Origin of the sequence: Craterilacuibacter sp., from assembly GCF_051659485.1 — a bacterium.
In the GTDB taxonomy this organism is placed as follows: Bacteria; Pseudomonadota; Gammaproteobacteria; order Burkholderiales; family Chromobacteriaceae; genus Craterilacuibacter.
This window is the reverse complement of record NZ_JBOFOO010000298.1, coordinates 1-15,243: the sequence shown is the minus strand read 5'-3', so window position 1 is coordinate 15,243 and position 15,243 is coordinate 1. Positions and strand designations below refer to the sequence as shown.

The window sequence follows — 15,243 nt, the reverse complement described above, 5'->3', positions numbered from 1 at the left end:
GCAGGTTTTCGCGCGCCACATAGACATTATCGAAACTGACCGCACGCGTGGGCTGGCTCTTCCAGCCCATCTTCTTTTCGTTCTTGCCGTAGGCTATGCCCGCGCTATTCGCCGGCACGATAAAGGCCGAGATGCCGCGCGCACCGGCGCCGCCGGTTCTGGCCATCACCACTAGGACCTCGGTCGCGCCGGCGCCGGAAATGAACATCTTGCTGCCCGACAAGCGCCAGCCATCGCCATCCTTTTCAGCACGGGTCTTGAGCGAGGCCGCGTCAGAGCCGGCCGAAGGCTCGGTCAGGCAATAGCTGGCGAGCAACTCGCCGGCGACCATGCGCGGCACCCAGTTGGCGGCGACTTCCGGCTTCGCGAAGCTGGCGATCATCCACGTCACCATATTGTGTATGGTCAGGTAGGCGGCGGTAGAGGTGCAGCCGTAGGCCAGTTCCTCGAACACGATGGCCGCATCCAGTCGCGGCAGCGCCAGTCCCCCATGCTGCTCGGGCGTATACAGGCCAAGAAAACCCAGCTCGCCTGCCTGGCGTATGCTATCCAGCGGAAAGAACTCGTCGCGGTCCCAGGTGGCCGCATGCGGGGCGAGCGCATGGCGGGCAAAATGGCGTGCCGCGTCCTGTAGTGCGAGTTGATCTGCGTTCAGTGCGAAGTCCATATCGCCTCCTATTTCAGCGAGATGGTGGTGTTGACCCGGCCTACGCTTGCCGCATCATCGAACCAGCGGGTCGTGATGGTCTGGGTCTGGGTGTAGAACGCCACCACCTGCTTGCCGTAGGGACCCAGGTCGCCCAGCTTGCTCGCGCGCGAGCCGGTAAAGGAGAACAGCGGCACCGGCACCGGAATCGGTACATTGATGCCGACCTGACCCACCTCGATATTTTCCTGAAAGTGGCGTGCAGCAGCGCCGGACTGGGTAAACAGTGCCACGCCATTGCCGTTGGGGTTGGCATTCACCAGTGCGATGGCTTCATCCAGCGTGGCGACGCTCAAGACCACCAGCACCGGGCCGAAGATTTCCTGCCGGTAAATGGCCATCTCGGGGCGCACACCGGCAAACAGTGTCGGGCCGACAAAGTTGCCGTCAGGGTAGCCGGCCACCTCTATGCCGCGTCCATCCACAAGCAGCGTAGCGCCCTCGGCCACGCCCTCGGCGATCAGTCCTTCCACCCTTGATTTGGCCGCCGCTGAAATCAGCGGCCCCAGATCCGGATTGTCGCTGCCGGCGCCGACCTTCAGTGTCTGCGCGCGGCGGGTGAGATCGGGGAGCCAGTCTTGCGTCTCGCCCACCAGTACCGCGACCGAGGTCGCCATGCAGCGCTGGCCTGCGGCGCCAAAGGCAGCGCCGACAAGCTGATTGAGTGCCTGTTCGCGGTTGGCGTCGGGCAATACCACCGCATGGTTCTTGGCACCCAGCATGCACTGCGCGCGCTTGCCGGCCTGGCTTGCGCGATGGTAGACATGGGTGCCGACACGGGTGGAGCCGACAAAGGATACCGCCTTGATGTCGGGGTGGTCGCACAGTGTGTTGACCACCTCTTCAGCGCCATGCACCACATTGAGTACCCCCGGCGGGATGCCGGCTTGCAGCGCCAGCTCCACCAGGCGCATGGTGACCATCGGGTCCTGCTCTGAGGGTTTGAGTACGAAAGTGTTGCCGCAGGCGATGGCCATCGGGAACATCCACAGCGGAATCATGGCCGGAAAATTGAACGGGGTGATGCCGGCACAGACGCCCAAAGGCTGCAGCACGGTATGGGTGTCGACGCCGCCGGCGACGTTCTGCGCATATTCGCCCAGTTGCAAAGAGCCGATATTGGCCGCGTGCTCGACCACTTCCAGCCCGCGGAAGATATCGCCTTCGGCGTCCAGCAGCGTCTTGCCCTGTTCGGCGGTCAGGATGGCGGCAAGCTCGGCCATATGTTCGCGTATCAGCTGCTGGTATTTGAGAAAGATGCGTGCGCGGGTGGCGATCGGCGTCTTGCGCCAGCTTGCAAATGCACGCTTGGCGCTAGAGACCGCCGCGGCGACTTCGTCGGCTGTCGCCAGCGGCACGCGCGCGAGTACTTGCTGCGTCGCCGGATTGACGACATCGCGCCAGTGACGGGTATTTGATTCGACGAATTCGCCGCCGATCAGCAGCTTGATAGTGGGGATGTGCATGGCGGTTTCCTGTGTGGTCTTTAGCGTCGGTCTTCGATCAGGCGGCCGTCGTCGGGCAGGGCGCTGTCGTGTACGACATGGGCGGAGAGGCGGGTCAGCGCCTTGAGGCTGGACTCGATGGCGGCAGTGTCGCAACTGGCCGCTGCATCGATATGCAGTGTCATCACATCCTTGCCCGCGTTGTCGTGGCTGAGGATCAGGCGCGCGCGGCGGATGTCGTCGTGGTGCGCCAGTACGGCCTTGACCTGCTCGGGGTGGACAAACAGGCCGCGCACCTTGGTGCTGTCGTCGGCGCGCCCCAGCCAGCCCTTGATGCGCTGCTGCCGGCTAGCGGGCACAAAGGCGGACAAGTCGCCGGTGGCAAAGCGCAGTAGCGGGTAGACGGCTGAAAACGAGGTAATCACCAGCTCGCCGGTGTCCCCCTCTGCGACCGGATTCCCGTCTGTATCACAGATCTCGGCGATGATGCCCCCGGCCACCTGCATGCCGGTCTCGCCATCCGTTTCATAGGCGATCAGCCCCAGTTCGGCGCTGGCGTAGCATTGCCTGATGGCGAGGCCGCGCGCATGGCAGCGTGCGCGCAGGCCCGCGCTTAAGGCTTCGCCGCTGACCAGTGCTCGGCGAAGCGAAAGCGGTGTGCCGGTTTCGTCGGCCTTGTCCAGGATCAGCGCCAAGAAGCTGGGGGTGCCGACATAGGCGCTGACGTTCAGGCTCGCCAGCGCCGACAAGGTGATCTCCAGATTGCCCGGCCCGCCGGGAAATACCGTACAGCCCAGTGCCTGCAAGGCACTGTCAAAAATAAAGCCGCCGGGGGAGAGGTGATAGGAAAAGCCGTTATGTACGATGTCGGCGGCGCTAAAGCCCGCAGCGGCCAGTGCTTCGTCCATGCGCCAGCTGCTGGCATCCATAGGCTCGTAAATCGGCCCGGGGGAGGCAAATACGCGTAGCGCCTTGCCGGCGGCGTAACCGCCAAAGGGCGGCGTGGCCGCCTGGGCGGCAATCAGCGCCGACTTGCGCGTGAGCGGCAGGGTGGCGAGTGCTTCGCGGTTGGTGATGCCGGTGAGATCCATGCCTGCCAAAAGCTGGCGGTAGGCCGGCGCCTGTGCGCGGGCATGGGCGAGCTGGGCGGGCAGGCGGGAAAACAGCAGGGCATCCGGGCTTGAGGGCCAGTGGTTCATGCTGCGCCTCCTTAAGCCAGCCAGCGCTTGCGCCGGCGATAGTGTTTGACGTCGCGAAAACTCTTGCGCCCGTCTCCGCCCAGACCGAGATAGAACTCCTTCACGTCCTCGTTGCCGGCCAATTCCGCTGCCGTGCCATCCATGACGACGCGGCCGTTTTCCAGGATATAGCCGGAATCGGCGTAGCGCAGGGCGACATGGGTGTTCTGCTCGGCCAGCAAGAAGCTGACTTTTTCCTTCTGGTTGAGATCCTTCACGATCTCGAATATTTCCTCGACGATCTGCGGCGCCAGCCCCATGGAGGGCTCGTCCAGCAAAATCATCTCGGGGCGCGCCATCATGGCGCGGCCGATGGCGGTCATCTGCTGCTCGCCACCCGAGGTGTAACCGGCCTGACTGCTGCGCCGCTGCTTGAGGCGGGGGAAGTAGTGGTAGATGCGTTCCAGCGCGTCTTTTTGCTCGGCGCGGCTGTGTTTCTGGGTAAAGGCGCCGGTCAGCAGGTTTTCTTCGACCGACAGGTGGCCGAAGCAGTGGCGGCCCTCCATCACCTGCACGATGCCGCGCTTGACCAGTACGTCCGGCGTCAGGCGGTCGATGCGCTGGCCCTTGAATTCGATACAGCCCTGGGTAATGTCGCCGCGCTCGCTGGACAGCAAGGTGGACACCGCCTTGAGCGTGGTGCTCTTGCCGGCGCCGTTGGCACCGAGCAGGGCGACGATACGCCCGGCCGGCACTTCCAGCGACACGCCCTTGAGCACCAGAATCACGTGGTTGTAGATGACTTCGATATTATTGACCGACAGTAGCGGCGTGCTTGCCTGCATGGCCCGACCTCCGTGGCTGCCGGCAGACGGGATGACCGTCTGCCGGTGGGTGGCTGTTTACTTCTCGGTGGCGCAGTTGCGCGGGGTAATGCCTTTTTCCTGCGCATACTTCTGTGCCGAGGCCTTGATCATCGGGCCGGTGATGCTGGTATCGGCCTTGATCCAGCCGGAAACCGGCTTCCAGTCGGTGCCTGTCCATTGCATAAAGCGGGTGTAGCCGCTGCCTTCATGGTTCTGGCAGCTGGTTTTGATCTGCGGGAACATATCGGTGACCCCCAGTTCTTTCTGGCGCTTGGCATCGATATTCAGGTTTTCCATGCCCCAGCGGATCTGGTCGCCGGTCAGAGGTTTGGCGCCGTATTTTTTCTGCGCGGCGCGTATCGCCTCGGTCATCAGGATGCCGCTAAGTACGCCGCGGTTGTAGTTAACCGAACCGATATAATTCTTGTCGGACAGGTTGCCCTTGCCCGCGCCGTAAACGGTTTTTTCCAGCTCCTGAATCAGCGGGAACTGCTTGCCGTCCATGGCGAAGCTGCCGGCGATATAGCCCTTGGCCGCATCGCCTGCCGCTACCGCATCTTCTTCAGAGCCTCCCCACCAGTTGGAGACGATTTTCTCGCGCGGGAAGCCGACCTTCTGCGCCGACTTGAGCGCCGACGGGGTCATTACGCCCCAGCTGCGTAGCAAGACATAATCGGGTTTGGCGCGGCGAATCTCCAGCCATTGCGATTGCTGCTCGGTACCCGGTGCCGGTACCTCGATATGGGTCAGCTCGAAGCCGTATTTTTTGGCTTGGGCATCCAGTACCGGGATGGTCTCCTTGCCGTAGGCCGAGCCGTGATACAGGTTGACGATTTTCTTGCCCTTGAGCTTGTCCATACCGCCCAGCTGCTGGCCGATAAAGGAAATCTTGGCGGTAGCCTGGCTCCAGTAGGAGGTCACCAGCGGGAATACATACTTGAACACCGTCCCGTCCTGCGCATCGGCACGACCGAAGCCCATGGTCATCAGCGGGATCTTGTCCTTGTCGGCGCGCTCCATGGTGGCGTAGGTGATGCCGGTGGACATGAAGTTGAAGGCCGAGGCGCCGCTATCACCCTTGGCTTTCAGGCGCTCGTAACACTCGACGCCACGGTCGTTCTTGTATTCGGTCTCGCATTCTTCGTAGGCCAGCTTGACCCCGCCGATGCCGCCTTGCTTCATATTGACGTAGTTGAGGTAGTCGATCATGCCGCCATAAAATTTGGCGCCTCCCGAGGCATAGGCACCGACGCGGTAGCTCGGGATCGGAATGAACTGCTCGCCGGCAGCCAGCACGAAGCCGGACAGGGTGCTCATGGCCAGCGATACGGCAAGTACGGTTTTTTTCATCGTTTGTCTCCTTCTGGTGTGGACCTGCGGGTATAGCTAAAGCAATGGCGGGCCTAGTGCGGGAATGGCCACAGGCGCAGCTTTTCCTTGCTGATCTGCCACAGGCGGGCAAGGCCCAGTGGCTCGACGGCGAGGAAGAAGATGATCAGTGCGCCGAAAATCATCATTTCGAGATTGGACATGAACTGCGAACTGACCGCGCCGTGCATCAACTGGCCGACCAGATTGAGTACTACCGGCAGCAGTACGATGAAGGCTGCACCGAGAAAGGCACCGAGGATGGAGCCGACGCCACCGATGATGATCATGAACAGGATCTGGAAGGAGCGGTTCAGATCGAAAGCCTGCGCATCCACCGTGCCAAGGAATACAAAAGCATATAGCGCGCCGGCCACGCCGCAGTAGAAGGAGCTGATGGCAAAAGCCAGCAGCTTGGTACGCAGCATGCGAATACCGATGACTTCGGCGGCAACGTCCATATCGCGTATCGCCATCCAGGCACGCCCCAGGCTTGAGCGCACCATATTGCGTGCCGCCAGCGCCATCAGCGCGACAATCGCCAGCGTCAGCAGATACTTTTCGGCCGGGGTGTCGATGACAAACCCGAACACCGACAGTACCGGCGAGCTGATCACGCCGGAAGAACTGTCATTCGAGAACCAGGCGAACTTGGTGAATACCCATTCGGTCAGGAACTGCGCCGCCAGCGTAGCCACCGCCAGATAAAAGCCCTTGATGCGTAGCGACGGCAGGCCGAACACCACGCCCACCAGCGCCGAGGTGAGGCCGCCCAGCACCAGTGCCAGCAATAGCGGCATGCCCGGCACGCGCAGCATGAAGTTGTAGGTGGCGTAAGCGCCCACCGCCATAAAGGCGGCCGAACCCAGCGACAGCTGGCCGGCATAGCCGGTCAGCAGGTTAAGCCCCAGTGCCGCTAGCGACAGCACCAGAAACGGGATCAGGATGCCCGACAGCAGATAGTCGCTGGCAAGGCCGGGCACGGCCACAAAGGCAAAGGCCAGTAGTGACAGCACGAAGATGCGGTCCTGACGTATCGGCAGCAGGGCCGAGTCGGCGGCATACGAGGTCTTAAATTGACCGGCTTCACGATAAAACATGCTTAAACCCTCTCGATGTGTTTTTCGCCGAACAGGCCTTCCGGACGCACCAGCAAGAACAGCAGCGCCAGGACATAAGGGAACCAGTTTTCGATGCCGCCGGACAGGATGGGTCCTAGATACACTTCGGCCAGTTTTTCACCGGCGCCGATGATCAGCCCGCCGACGATGGCGCCGGGGACCGAGGTGAAGCCGCCCAGAATCAGTACCGGCAAGGCCTTTAGGACCACCAGCGTCAGCGCGAACTGCACCCCCAGTCGCGAACCCCACAGCAGGCCGCATACCAGCGCGACAAAACCGGCCACGCCCCAGACGATGGCCCAGATCTGCTTTAACGGAATGCCGACCGACATCGCGGCCTGATGATCGTCAGCAACCGCACGCAGCGCCCGCCCCAGCCGGGTCTTGTTGAAAAACAGCGCCAGCGAACCGACCAGCACCGCGCAGATGGTGGCGGCAAACACGTCGAAGCTGGAGATGAATACACCGCCTACATCGAAAGGCTCGTCGTTGAAGCCCAGATTCAGGCCGTGCACATCGGCGCCCCACAGCATCTGCGCCAGACCTTCGAGAAAGAAGGCGAGACCGATGGTGGCCATAAACAGCGAAATCGGCGGCTGGTTGACCATGGGGCGCAGTACTACGCGTTCGATTGCCAGTCCCAGGCCGACCATGATTGCCAGCGTGATGAAAAAGGTCAGCCAGAACGGCACGCCCATCGCCTGAATGGAGACGAAAGTCAGCGCGGCAAACAGCACCATCGCACCCTGGGCAAAATTGAAAACGCCCGACGCCTTGTAAATCAGCACGAAACCTAGTGCCACCAGCGAATACATCACGCCGGCGAGCAGTCCGCCGACCAGAACCTCGGTAAAAAACAGCCAGTCCATGCTTGTCTCCTCAGTGGCGTGTGCCCAGATAAGCGGCGATTACATCAGGGTTGTTGCGCACCTCGTGCGGCGTGCCGTCGCCTATCTTCTTGCCGTAGTCGAGTACGATCACGCGGTCGGAAATATCCATCACCACCCCCATGTCGTGTTCGATCAATACGATGGTGGTACCGAAGGCATCGTTGATATCGAGGATGAAGCGGCACATGTCCTGTTTTTCCTCGACATTCATCCCGGCCATCGGCTCGTCCAGCAAGAGTAAGGCGGGCTCGGCCGCGATGGCGCGCGCCAGTTCGACCCGCTTTTGCAGGCCGTAGGGCAGGCGTCCGACCGGTGTTTTGCGTATGGCCTGGATCTCGAGAAAATCGATGATGTGCTCGACCTTTTCGCGCTGTGCCATTTCCTCGCGCTGTGCGCGCCCCCACCACAGTGCCTGTTGCAGGAAGTTGGCGTGCATCTTCAGGTTGCGACCGGTCATGATGTTGTCCAGCACACTCATGCCCTTGAACAGCGCGATGTTCTGGAAGGTGCGCGCGATGCCCATGCGCGCCGCCTCATGCGGATGCATGCGGCCACGCGGCTTGCCGCGCCAGGTCACCTGACCCTGTTGCGGGTGGTAGACGCCGTTGATGACATTGAGCATCGAGCTTTTACCGGCACCATTCGGCCCGATGATGGATAAAAGTTCGTGTTCGCGGACATCCAGGCTGATATCGGTCAGCGCCTTTACGCCGCCAAAGGCAAGCGAAATGTTTTCGGCGGCGAGAATGACATCGCCTATCTTGCGTTGCGGGTTCATGCGGCCTCCCTGATGTCGCGGGTTTTTCCGGTATTGGCCACCGCGGTTTTGACGGTGGCGGGGAAGCTGGCCACATCCATGATCTTGAGCGTGGCACGGATGTGTCCGCTGCGGCCGTCTTCGAATTTCACTTCGGCATCGATGGTCGACGCGCTGGAGCCGTCGTACAACGCGGCAATCAGCGAGGCATAGCGTTCGGCAATGAATTTGCGCTTGACCTTGCGGGTGCGGGTCAGCTCGCCATCGTCGGCATCCAGTTCCTTGTGCAGGATCAAGAAGCGCTTGATCTGCGAACCGGACAGGCGCGGGTCGGCGGCAAGGCTGCGGTTCATGCTTTCCACGCACTCGCGCAGTAGCTCGTACACCGGCGCCTGCGCGGCCAGATCGGTGTAGCCGGTGTAGGCCATGCCGCGTTTCTCGGCCCAGCTGCCGACGGCGCTCAGGTCGATATTGATAAAGGCGGTGGCAAAATCGCAGCCGTCCCCGAAGGCCACCACCTCTTTGATGTGCGGGAAGAACTTGAGCTTGTTTTCCAGATATTTGGGCACGAACAGGCTGCCGTCGCTCAGGCGGCCCACGTCTTTGGCGCGGTCTATGATCCTGAGCTGGCCGTCGTCGTCGAAGAAACCGGCGTCTCCGGTATGCACCCAGCCCTCGGCAGTACGCGTCTCGCGGGTCGCATCTTCACGCTTCCAGTAGCTGTGAAAGGTGCCCGGGCCACGAAACAGCACTTCGCCGCTATCGGATATTTTGACTTCCACGCCGGGGGCCGCTACGCCGACGGTATCGGGCCTGACCTTGTCGTTGGCCTGCACGCACACCATTACATAGGCTTCGGTCTGGCCGTAGAGCTGCTTGATATTGATGCCGATGGCGCGGAAAAAATCGAACAGCTCGGGGCCGATGGCTTCACCGGCGGTATAGGCGAGCTTGAGGCGCGAGAAACCGAGCACATTCTTCACCGGCCCATAGACCAGCATCTCTCCCAGCCGGTAGCCGACACGATCCCAGAAAGCCACCTGCCGTCCTTCCAGAATGTCGGTGCCGACGCGGCGCGCATGATCCATGAAGTAGTGGAACAGGCGGTGCTTGATGGGGCTGGCATCCTCCATCCGTATCGTGATCTGGGTCAGCAGGTTTTCGAATACGCGTGGCGGGGCAAAGTAATAGGTGGGGCCGATTTCCCTGAGATCGGTCATGACCGTGTCGGAGGATTCGGGGCAGGCAACACAGAAGCCGGTAACCAGCGACTGCGCATAGGAAAACAGGTTGTCGCCCACCCACGCCATAGGCAGATAGGCCAGCACTTCCTCGTGTTCGGTCAAGCCTTCTAGACGGGCGGCATTGCGTGCGGTTTGCACCATACTGTCGTAGCTGTGAACGACCCCCTTGGGTGTACCGGTCGTGCCCGAGGTGTAGAGGATGATGGCCATATCCTCCCCCTTGCCTGTCGCGACCATCTCGTTAAAGCGTTCGGGGAACTCGTCGCCCAGTACCCGGCCACGGCCCAGTATTTCGGCAATATCATGCAACCGCTCATTGCTGTAGTTGCGCAGGCCGCGACCATCGTCGTAGATGATGTGCTCCAGCGCCGGCAGTTGCGCCATCACTTCCAGCAGTTTGTCTACCTGCTCCTGATCTTCCACCACGGCAATGCGGGCACCGGCATCGGCCAGTACAAATGCCATTTCGCTGGCGATCGCATCCTGATACAAGGGCACCGGAATGGCGCCCACGCACTGGGCGGCCAGCATGCTCATATACAGGCGCGGCCGGTTGTCGCCGATAATCGCGAGACGGTCGCCGCGCGCAAGCCCCAGCGTGACGAAACCCAGCGCCAGCGCATGGACTTCGCGAGCCACCTCGTGCCAGCTCAGCGTCTGCCAGATGCCCAGATCCTTTTCCCTGAGTGAGGGGTGCGCGGGTCTGACCCTGTCATGATGCAGCAGATACTTGGGGAAAGTATCCAGCGCCTTCTCATCCGGTGATATTTCCGGTTTTTGCATGTCGTGCTCTCCTCATGCCCGGCAGCTCCATGGCTGCACGAGTCTTGTCGTGCAAAATCAGACGCTGTAGGGGAAAAACCCGTGCCCGCTCTTGCGCCCCAGCTGGCCGGCGGCAACCAGTTGCACCAGTAGCGGGCAAGCGCGGTATTTGCTGTCGCGAAACTCGGTGTGCAGGATGTCCATGATGGCAAGGCAGGTGTCCAGCCCGATCAGGTCGGCCAGCGCCAGGGGGCCGATCGGGTGGTTCATGCCCAGCTTCATCACCGTATCCACATCGGCGGCGCTGGCAATGCCTTCATATATGGTGAACGCCGCTTCATTGATCATCGGCATCAGGATGCGGTTGGAGACAAAGCCTGCCGCATCCCTGACTTCGACCGGGGTCTTGCCCAGTGTCCGTGCCAGCTCCATCACCGTGTCGCAGCTCTGATCCGAGCTTTGCAGCGCACGGATCACCTCGACCAACTGCATCAGCGGTACCGGATTCATAAAATGCATGCCGATCACGCGTTCGGGATGCGACACCCAAGAGGCAATGCGGGTCAGCGAGATCGATGATGTATTGGAGGCGATTACCGTATCGGCCGGTACGATGCCGTCCAGCTCGCGTAGCAATTGCTGCTTGATGGCCTCGTTTTCGCTGGCTGCCTCGATCACGATCTGGCTATGGCGGTGGATGTCGGCAGAGGTAGCGGTGCGGATGCGCGCCAGGATGGCAGGCAGGGTGGAGAGGTCCAGCACGCCTTTTTGCGCCAAGCGCGACAGGCTGCTGTGTATATTATCCAGCGCGCGCGCCAGCGCCTCTTCGCTCACGTCGCTAAGGGTGACCTCCACGCCGTGCGTCGCCAGCGTCTGCGCGATGCCGCTACCCATGGTGCCTGCACCGATGACGCCTGCCATGCTGATCTTCATTGCGCGCTCCCGTCCTGTTTTTTGCAAATTAATTGACGTTGACGTTAACGTCAACATGCTTTTGTGGTAAATTGACGTTAACGTTAAGGACTGTTGTTTTAGATACACAAGCAGGCTGAAAAAAGGAAAAGCACGCATGCAACAAGTGGCACACAAGACCACCTTTACCATCAGTGAACTCGCGCAGGAGTTCGACATCACCACCCGTGCCTTGCGTTTTTACGAAGACCAGGGCTTGCTCAGTCCCGAGCGAGACGGGCAGCGGCGTATCTATAGCCGGCGCGACAGGGTGCGTCTGCTGCTGACCCTGCGCGGCAAGCGCATCGGCTTGTCCCTGCTGGAGATACACGAGCTTTTCAGCTTGTATGACGCAGCCAGTGATGACGAACCGCAGCTGATGGAGTTCGTCAAGAAGCTTGAAAAGCGCGAGCAGCACTTGCGCTCGCAGATGGAAGACCTCCATCTGGTACTGACCGAGGTCGGCCAGCTCAAGGCGCAATGCGAATATTTCATGGCGCGACGCACCGGCGATGTGCCGGCTTAAGAATAAAGATGCATGACGCAAACGGAGGATGCATAAAACGGCATTTCCCGTACAACTGCGTTGCAGACAGGTTACCCCCCCCTGCAGCGGCAGACGCTGCAAACCACAGGAGAAGCAGATGCAACAGGAGTACATCGTAATTGTCGGCATGGCGCGTACCGCCATGGGTGGATTTCAGGGCATGTTTGCCGGCCTGAGTGCCAGCGAACTGGGTGCGGTAGCTATCCGCGCGGCAGTCGAACGCTCGGGCCTGCCGCCCGAGGCAGTGGACGAAGTCATGATGGGCAATGTGCTGGGGGCCGGGCAGGGGCAGGCGCCTGCGCGCCAGGCGTCGCGCGGCGCCGGGCTGCCCGATGCGGTCAACTGCACCACGCTGAACAAAATGTGCGGCTCGGGCATGAAGGCCTTGATGCTGGCAAACGATATGCTCAAGGCAGGCTCGGCCGACGTGATGGTCGCAGGCGGCATGGAGAGCATGAGCAATGCGCCCTATGTGGTGCCCAAGGCGCGCACCGGCTTCCGGCTAGGGCATGGTGAAATCAAGGATCATATGTTTCTGGATGGCCTGGAGGACGCCTACGACAAGGGAACGCTGATGGGCGTATTTGCCGAACTGTGCGCCGAAAAGTACGGCTTTGGCCGTGCGGCGCAGGATGCGTATGCAATTACCTCGCTAATGCGCGCGCAGGCGGCTGTTGAGGCCGGAGTGTTTGCCGCTGAAATCGCACTAGTAACGCTCAACACCCGCCAGGGCGAGCAGCGGATAGCAGTAGACGAACAGCCCTTAAAAGCCAGTGCCGACAAGATTGCCGGCCTGAAGCCTGCGTTCAAAAAAGATGGCACGGTCACGGCCGCCAATGCCAGCTCGATTTCAGATGGTGCAGCCGCACTGGTGTTGATGCGGGAAAGCGACGCCCGCTCCCGCGGCCTGCAGCCTCTGGCGCGCATTGTCGCGCACGCAAGCCATGCACAGGAACCAGCCTGGTTTACCACCGCACCGGTGAGCGCCATGCAGAAGCTGCTAACCAAAACAGGCTGGAGCACGGATGACGTCGACCTGTTCGAAATCAACGAAGCCTTTGCCGTGGTGACCATGGCGGCGATGCAGGATCTGGCGCTGGATCACGCCAAAGTCAATATCCGTGGTGGCGCCTGTGCGCTGGGGCATCCGATAGGCGCATCCGGTGCCCGTATCGTGGTGACACTGGTATCGGCGCTGCAGCAGACTGGCGGCAAGCGTGGCGTAGCCAGCTTGTGCATCGGTGGCGGCGAAGCGGTTGCCATTGCGCTGGAGCTGGTTTGACGGAAAGTTGTCGCGCCGGGCCCGGCGTGGATCGCGATGCTAGTCTGCTTTTTTCCGGCTTCGTTGCTTGCCCTGTTGTGTCAGCGCCTGAGTGCGATACCAAGCCTCCAGCGCCTCTTCGGCATTGAGGATGTGCTGGCGCAAAAAGGCGGCTGCACTGATCGCATCCTTTTGCCGGCAATACGCCAGCAATTGGGTGTGCTCATCGTGCGCCCGCTCATTGAAACCGGTGAGCAGGATCTGCATGCGGGTATAGCGGTCGGTGCGGTTGTGTAGCTGCTCGATGATAGCCATCGTCTGGCTACGGTTGGCAGCGCGATACAGGGCCAGATGAAACTGGGCGTTAAGGATGCCCCAGGTGCTGATGTCCTTATCGCGCAGCGCCAGCTCGAACCGGGCCAGCAGCCGCTCGGCTTCCATAATGTCGGCGCTGGTCTGGCGCGGGATGGCCTCCAGCAGTACATCGCATTCCAGAAGGACGCGAACCCGCAGCAGTTCGACGATTTCCGGTAGCGATAGTTGGGCGACGACGGCACCCTTATTTTCAATGATATTGACCAGTCCCTCCGCTTCCAGCTGGCGCAAGGCTTCGCGAATCGGCACCCGGCTCATGCCCAGTTCGCGCGACAAAGCTTCCTGTCGCAGCTGGCGGCCATCGGCCCATTCCCCGGCCAGAATACGCTGGCGGATGGCTTCGGTGGCAACAACGGTCAGGCTGGGCGGAGTTTCGGTGGCTGGCTGCATGGCGATCTCTCAAAAAAGCGGCACCACCATACCATAAGCGGCTTGCATTGTTTGGGCAGCCAAACTGCGCGGGCATCCGGCAGAGTAGTAAAAAGGCGGCCCGTCACGGCGGGCGTGACGGGTGTAGAGGGGTGTTTAAAGTTCAGGCAGTTGCGGCCGGCGGGCAAGCCCGGCCTCGATGATGTGCGTCACACGTTCGCGCTCACTGCCTGATAGCGGCAGGCGAGGCGCACGCACATGCTCGCTCCCCACGCCCAGCATGGTTTCGCACAATTTCAGGTTTTGAACCAGCTTCATCGAGACATCCAGGTGCAGCAAGGGGGCAAACCAGCGATACAGGGCGCGGGCTTCATCCCAGCGGCCCGCCTTGGCCAGCCGGTATATGGCCACCGTTTCTTGCGGAAAAGCCACAACCAGACCGGCTACCCAGCCATCGGCACCCATCATCAGGCTCTCCAGGGCCAGATCATCCACGCCGCTAAAGATCGCAAAGCGGCTTCCTACCGCATTGATCACATTGGTCAGTGTGCGGATATCACCGCTGGACTCCTTGATGGCAACGAACTTGGCTTCTGCCGCCATCATCTGATACATCTCGGTCGTGATATTGACGCCATAAGCAACTGGATTATTGTAAATCATGATCTGCAGCGGGCTGGCATCGGCGACGCGCTGGTAGTGGTTCAGCGTCTCGCGCTCATCCGACACATAGCGCATGGCCGGCAGCAGCATGATGCCGTCTGCGCCAGCGGCATAGGCCGCCTGCGCCATTGCGCAGGCGGCCCGGGTACTGTCTTCGGCCACGGTCAACAAGACCGGCTTATTGCCGGCCACTTCCTTTGCCGCTTTCAGGATGGCAATTTTCTCGTCGGAGGCGAGGGTGGATGCTTCCCCGAGCGAGCCGCAGACAATGATGCCATCGGCTCCGCACGCCAGTTGCCACTCGATATGCTTGGCCGTGGCGGCTAAATCCAGCGATTCGTCAGCGTGGAATTTGGTCGTGACGGCCGGGAAAACGCCAGTCCAGAGGTGTGCCATGGTTTTGCTCCTTGCTGTTGGGTGCAGTCACTGTGCTGCAGTCCACTTCATGCTAGGTGTTTTTGAATGCAAAATTCAATGTATTTTGCATTCAATGCGTACCCGATAACTGCTGGTACGAATGCTGCAATGCAACCGTGTTTTTTTGCAAAATGCACTTATTTTGTTGATTTTGCTGGTTATTACCTTATGTTTAGCTTGTTATTTGCTTGCAGTCACGGTGTGGCGTTTTTGCTAATTTACATCGCGCAATTGTATTCAAAAAAATAAAATCCTAAATTGGAGTAACGCAATCACAGGGGTATAGCGATGCCAATCGCCGAGTTTGAATGCATAGACGGACA

General features: G+C 60.7%; 14 protein-coding genes. 2 read left to right on the top strand and 12 right to left on the bottom strand.

The window, feature by feature from the left end:
* From ACRC1E_RS10495 to ACRC1E_RS10450, 10 genes are all read right to left on the bottom strand, one after another.
* On the bottom strand, positions 1–667 hold a 667-nt coding region (locus ACRC1E_RS10495), incomplete at its 3' end, for an acyl-CoA dehydrogenase family protein (protein WP_438515044.1).
* Between the two features lie 8 nt (positions 668–675).
* Positions 676–2,172 (bottom strand): CoA-acylating methylmalonate-semialdehyde dehydrogenase, encoded by a 1,497-nt coding sequence (locus tag ACRC1E_RS10490; protein WP_438515043.1) that lies wholly within the window; start codon positions 2,170–2,172, stop codon positions 676–678.
* 20 nt (positions 2,173–2,192) lie between these two features.
* Positions 2,193–3,350 carry a phenylacetate--CoA ligase family protein gene (locus tag ACRC1E_RS10485; protein ID WP_438515042.1) on the bottom strand — a complete coding sequence of 386 codons (1,158 nt, stop codon included), beginning with the start codon at positions 3,348–3,350 and terminating at the stop codon, positions 2,193–2,195.
* A gap of 11 nt (positions 3,351–3,361) precedes the next feature.
* The gene (locus ACRC1E_RS10480) at positions 3,362–4,174 is read right to left on the bottom strand and encodes an ABC transporter ATP-binding protein (RefSeq protein ID WP_438515041.1); all 813 of its coding nucleotides are present in this window, start codon (positions 4,172–4,174) and stop codon (positions 3,362–3,364) included.
* Between the two features lie 57 nt (positions 4,175–4,231).
* The gene (locus ACRC1E_RS10475) at positions 4,232–5,545 is read right to left on the bottom strand and encodes an ABC transporter substrate-binding protein (protein WP_438515040.1); all 1,314 of its coding nucleotides are present in this window, start codon (positions 5,543–5,545) and stop codon (positions 4,232–4,234) included.
* Between the two features lie 53 nt (positions 5,546–5,598).
* Positions 5,599–6,663 (bottom strand): branched-chain amino acid ABC transporter permease, encoded by a 1,065-nt coding sequence (locus ACRC1E_RS10470; protein WP_438515039.1) that lies wholly within the window; start codon positions 6,661–6,663, stop codon positions 5,599–5,601.
* A gap of 2 nt (positions 6,664–6,665) precedes the next feature.
* Positions 6,666–7,553 carry a branched-chain amino acid ABC transporter permease gene (locus tag ACRC1E_RS10465; RefSeq protein ID WP_438515038.1) on the bottom strand — a complete coding sequence of 296 codons (888 nt, stop codon included), beginning with the start codon at positions 7,551–7,553 and terminating at the stop codon, positions 6,666–6,668.
* 10 nt (positions 7,554–7,563) lie between these two features.
* A complete protein-coding gene (locus ACRC1E_RS10460) occupies positions 7,564–8,352 on the bottom strand; it encodes an ABC transporter ATP-binding protein (RefSeq protein WP_438515037.1) in 789 nt (262 codons plus the stop codon).
* Positions 8,349–10,358 carry an AMP-dependent synthetase/ligase gene (locus tag ACRC1E_RS10455; RefSeq protein ID WP_438515036.1) on the bottom strand — a complete coding sequence of 670 codons (2,010 nt, stop codon included), beginning with the start codon at positions 10,356–10,358 and terminating at the stop codon, positions 8,349–8,351. The genes ACRC1E_RS10460 and ACRC1E_RS10455 overlap by 4 nt, the downstream gene beginning before the upstream one ends.
* A gap of 57 nt (positions 10,359–10,415) precedes the next feature.
* Positions 10,416–11,270 (bottom strand): 3-hydroxybutyryl-CoA dehydrogenase, encoded by an 855-nt coding sequence (locus tag ACRC1E_RS10450; RefSeq protein ID WP_438515035.1) that lies wholly within the window; start codon positions 11,268–11,270, stop codon positions 10,416–10,418.
* Positions 11,271–11,406: 136 nt separating this feature from the next.
* Here ACRC1E_RS10450 and ACRC1E_RS10445 point away from each other — a divergent pair, with 136 nt between their 5' ends.
* Together ACRC1E_RS10445 and ACRC1E_RS10440 are read left to right on the top strand one after the other, a co-directional pair.
* The gene (locus ACRC1E_RS10445) at positions 11,407–11,814 is read left to right on the top strand and encodes a MerR family transcriptional regulator (protein WP_438515034.1); all 408 of its coding nucleotides are present in this window, start codon (positions 11,407–11,409) and stop codon (positions 11,812–11,814) included.
* Between the two features lie 118 nt (positions 11,815–11,932).
* A complete protein-coding gene (locus tag ACRC1E_RS10440) occupies positions 11,933–13,117 on the top strand; it encodes an acetyl-CoA C-acyltransferase (protein WP_438515033.1) in 1,185 nt (394 codons plus the stop codon).
* A gap of 39 nt (positions 13,118–13,156) precedes the next feature.
* Here ACRC1E_RS10440 and ACRC1E_RS10435 read toward each other — a convergent pair whose 3' ends face one another.
* Together ACRC1E_RS10435 and ACRC1E_RS10430 are read right to left on the bottom strand one after the other, a co-directional pair.
* Positions 13,157–13,861 (bottom strand): GntR family transcriptional regulator, encoded by a 705-nt coding sequence (locus tag ACRC1E_RS10435; RefSeq protein WP_438515032.1) that lies wholly within the window; start codon positions 13,859–13,861, stop codon positions 13,157–13,159.
* 135 nt (positions 13,862–13,996) lie between these two features.
* The gene (locus tag ACRC1E_RS10430; protein WP_438515031.1) at positions 13,997–14,899 is read right to left on the bottom strand and encodes a dihydrodipicolinate synthase family protein; all 903 of its coding nucleotides are present in this window, start codon (positions 14,897–14,899) and stop codon (positions 13,997–13,999) included.
* Positions 14,900–15,243 lie beyond the last annotated feature (344 nt).

Bases quoted from the DNA above. Each gene is read 5' to 3' on its own strand.
- ACRC1E_RS10490 (WP_438515043.1), bottom strand. From the start codon at position 2,172: ATGCACATCCCCACTATCAAGCTGCTGATCGGCGGCGAATTCGTCGAA.
- ACRC1E_RS10485 (WP_438515042.1), bottom strand. From the start codon at position 3,350: ATGAACCACTGGCCCTCAAGCCCGGATGCCCTGCTGTTTTCCCGCCTG.
- ACRC1E_RS10480 (WP_438515041.1), bottom strand. From the start codon at position 4,174: ATGCAGGCAAGCACGCCGCTACTGTCGGTCAATAATATCGAAGTCATC.
- ACRC1E_RS10475 (WP_438515040.1), bottom strand. From the start codon at position 5,545: ATGAAAAAAACCGTACTTGCCGTATCGCTGGCCATGAGCACCCTGTCC.
- ACRC1E_RS10470 (WP_438515039.1), bottom strand. From the start codon at position 6,663: ATGTTTTATCGTGAAGCCGGTCAATTTAAGACCTCGTATGCCGCCGAC.
- ACRC1E_RS10465 (WP_438515038.1), bottom strand. From the start codon at position 7,553: ATGGACTGGCTGTTTTTTACCGAGGTTCTGGTCGGCGGACTGCTCGCC.
- ACRC1E_RS10460 (WP_438515037.1), bottom strand. From the start codon at position 8,352: ATGAACCCGCAACGCAAGATAGGCGATGTCATTCTCGCCGCCGAAAAC.
- ACRC1E_RS10455 (WP_438515036.1), bottom strand. From the start codon at position 10,358: ATGCAAAAACCGGAAATATCACCGGATGAGAAGGCGCTGGATACTTTC.
- ACRC1E_RS10450 (WP_438515035.1), bottom strand. From the start codon at position 11,270: ATGAAGATCAGCATGGCAGGCGTCATCGGTGCAGGCACCATGGGTAGC.
- ACRC1E_RS10445 (WP_438515034.1), top strand. From the start codon at position 11,407: ATGCAACAAGTGGCACACAAGACCACCTTTACCATCAGTGAACTCGCG.
- ACRC1E_RS10440 (WP_438515033.1), top strand. From the start codon at position 11,933: ATGCAACAGGAGTACATCGTAATTGTCGGCATGGCGCGTACCGCCATG.
- ACRC1E_RS10435 (WP_438515032.1), bottom strand. From the start codon at position 13,861: ATGCAGCCAGCCACCGAAACTCCGCCCAGCCTGACCGTTGTTGCCACC.
- ACRC1E_RS10430 (WP_438515031.1), bottom strand. From the start codon at position 14,899: ATGGCACACCTCTGGACTGGCGTTTTCCCGGCCGTCACGACCAAATTC.